Source organism: Bradyrhizobium sp. 147 (assembly GCF_023073935.1).
Taxonomy (GTDB): Bacteria; Pseudomonadota; Alphaproteobacteria; order Rhizobiales; family Xanthobacteraceae; genus Bradyrhizobium.
In genome coordinates, this window is record NZ_JADPKL010000060.1 from 1 (window position 1) to 2692 (window position 2692).

The 2692-nt window shown below is 58.2% G+C and carries 1 protein-coding gene and 1 pseudogene; both read right to left on the reverse strand.

All coding sequences use genetic code 11. The features are described 5' to 3' along the window. Nucleotides 1-980 precede the first annotated feature (980 nt). Nucleotides 981-1250 carry a hypothetical protein gene (locus IVA87_RS13300; protein WP_247333807.1) on the reverse strand — a complete coding sequence of 90 codons (270 nt, stop codon included), beginning with the start codon at nt 1248-1250 and terminating at the stop codon, nt 981-983. Between the two features lie 709 nt (nt 1251-1959). Beyond that, nucleotides 1960-2652 (reverse strand): annotated as a pseudogene (locus IVA87_RS13305) (IS4 family transposase); the annotation flags it as partial. Nucleotides 2653-2692 lie beyond the last annotated feature (40 nt).

Below are 2692 nucleotides of genomic sequence, written 5' to 3' on the forward strand. Positions count from 1 at the left end.
CAGATGTCCCAAAGAGCTCGAAGAAGGTCTTCGCCTTCCTCCAGTTGAGCGTAGATGATCTCCTCGATCTTCCCACTCATCATTTTCCTAGTCATGTCATAGATCCCTTAAGTGGTTAAATGCAAAGCGCGTGAATTCCTCACGCCCTTGAGGTCTTTTTGAGGGGTCGAGGTGTGAAGCGCTGTGAAAATGCTATGCGATTCCTCAGCCGGATTTCTGCAATGCAGAACCTCGCAAGGACGAAAGTCTTCGCCTAGGCTTGAGAATTCGCGGCTTCTCTACAATCAAGCGTCGCATCTGGGTACACGAGCGTCACCAATGGCCGAAGCGTCCTCGCCAGCTATCGAGATGCTTGTCGGGAAGACCGGCGTGAGCGCTTGGGGCCGCGATACCCAGAATACCGCGAGAGCGCGATGCTTCAATCTCTGCCCTGCTTGAATGTTGGGGATTCATCGATACCAAGGAATAGAATAGGTTATCGGTGCCAAGCCGTAAGAGCGCTCTTCAAGTTTCGATGATGCACTTGAGCTCGGATCGGGCGAACCGAGGAAGCGCGGCGGACTCCGCCGCACTCCTCTACGCCTCTCGCACAGCTCTGATGGACTTCGGATCTGCTCACGAGCCGCTAGGAAAGAAAAACATGACGGACTGCCGCCGAGCGACCAAGCCGGAAGCAGACTTCAGCGGCCGATCGCCACGACGACCCCCCAAACCTCGTCGGCTGGCTTTGGCGTATCGATCCGTGAGCACGGTCGATGGTGCCCTTCGAGCGGGGACGGATAGGCCCTCTCGAGCACGGCGGTCTGCTGCGCACGCGCCCGCTCGGAGGCCAAACGTCTCCAGCCGGCTGATCGCTTCAACGACTGCCCCCAATTGGCTCCCTTAAACGCCTTGACCAATCTGCCGAGCCTATGACCGCCGGGCCCGGCCGGATTGAGAAGCGACACTTCTTGAAGGTTGCGCGGAATTCCTCCCATTCCTCAGGGCTCCAATTCTGCAGATATGTACCTATTAGCGTCCGCCTCGAGCGCACCACCCCCGTCCTTGATGCAGTCGCCATTGATCAATCCAGCATGGTCCGACATCAGATACGAGCAAAGATCGGCGAGTTCGCCGTGCTGCCCGCGCGTCTCATAGGAAACGCGCGCGAGCTGCGCTTCATACTCGACCGACTCCGGGGCGATCCCGCGCGTAAGAAAGATCCCAGGGGCAACCATGACTGTGCGGATACCCTTTGGGGCCTCATTCAACAGCCAGGCTCCGCAGTCGTCGAAATTACTCCAGCCTTCGCCGCCGCTGAAGGGACCATGAACGCGCTGCCTTGCCAGCCGGAACTTGTGACCTTGCCCTACGGCCTTAACCCAGCTTGAAGTTCGCTCTGGCCACAACAAGGACCAGAGCACCGCGCGGCACGTTTTGACCGACGATCATGGACCAATTCCATCCGAAGGAGAAAAGTCATGATCTACGTAGGCCTCGATGTTTTGCTAAATTCCGCGGTATGTGCGGTGGACGAGACGGGAAACTTATCCGGGAGGGAACGACGTTGGCAAACGCGCCATCGATTGTGCAGGACCTCGAACCATGGGCTGATCAAGTTGAACGGTGGGCCTTGAGGCAGGACCGACGTCAGAATGGCTGACCGCTCTTATCGAGCTGGGGCTGCCGGCCGTCAGTTTGGAAGCCCGCCAAGTTAAGGCGGCACTTTCGGCCATGCCGGTGAAGACCGATCGGAATGACGCCCGTCAGGTCGCGCAGCGCGGCAAGATCGGGTAACCGCCCGGAACTTTCAATTACCCACAAATTCTCCTCCGACCATGGCGCCCAGCGCGACGTCGGTGAGGCGTGACAGCCCGCGCCACATGACGGTATTGCGGGGCGGCGGATCGCTGGCGCGGGCGAGTAACCGCCGAGCCGGGCGATCTTGATCAGATAGTGCGAGAGCGTTTTCTGGCTTCCTTTTGGTTTGTCGTTGACGAGGCGATCGAGCACGCCGATTTCAGTCGCAGTCAACGCGAGGGTTGGCGGCGCGTCTGGGACGGAGCGGTTGAGCATCGTCATCCAGAAGACCCGCCAAGTCAGGATGCAAAACAGCGAGATCAGATTGGTCAGACGCTGGGCGGTCCTGAGCTTCGACTCCTCAGCTTTGCAGCCCGATTTGAGGATCTTGTGGAACACCTCGATCTTCCATCTCAAAGCATACCATTCGAGCTTCTCAATGGCGTCGGTGCGGGAACCAACAGGCAGGTCGGTGATCAGCTTCCAATCGATCTTCTTTCTGTTTTTCGGCGTCCCGCGCTCTTCGGCATGGATCACCGTCAGGGTCAGAGCGGGATAGCGCTTCTGCTTTCCAATCGGCGGCAGGACGCGAATCTTGCGATACCTGATCTCAAGAACGGCCTGGTCGGAATCGCCGTTGCTGTCTCTGACTTCGATGCGATGGAGCCCTTTGACGGCGACCTCGTCCATTTCGTCGGCGATCGTGTGATCCCCGTCTCCAGCCAAGCGGTCGACGCAGGTCCTGATCAGGAAATGAGTTCCGGTCTCCTGCGCTGCGCAGAAAAGCTCGTAGATGTCACTCTCGCGATCACCGATATGGATGCATCGTCCCGGATGATCCAAGAGTTGCGTAGACTGCTTGAGATTTTCCAACCACCGGACGCTTTCCTTTTTCTCGATGGGAATCCGGGTC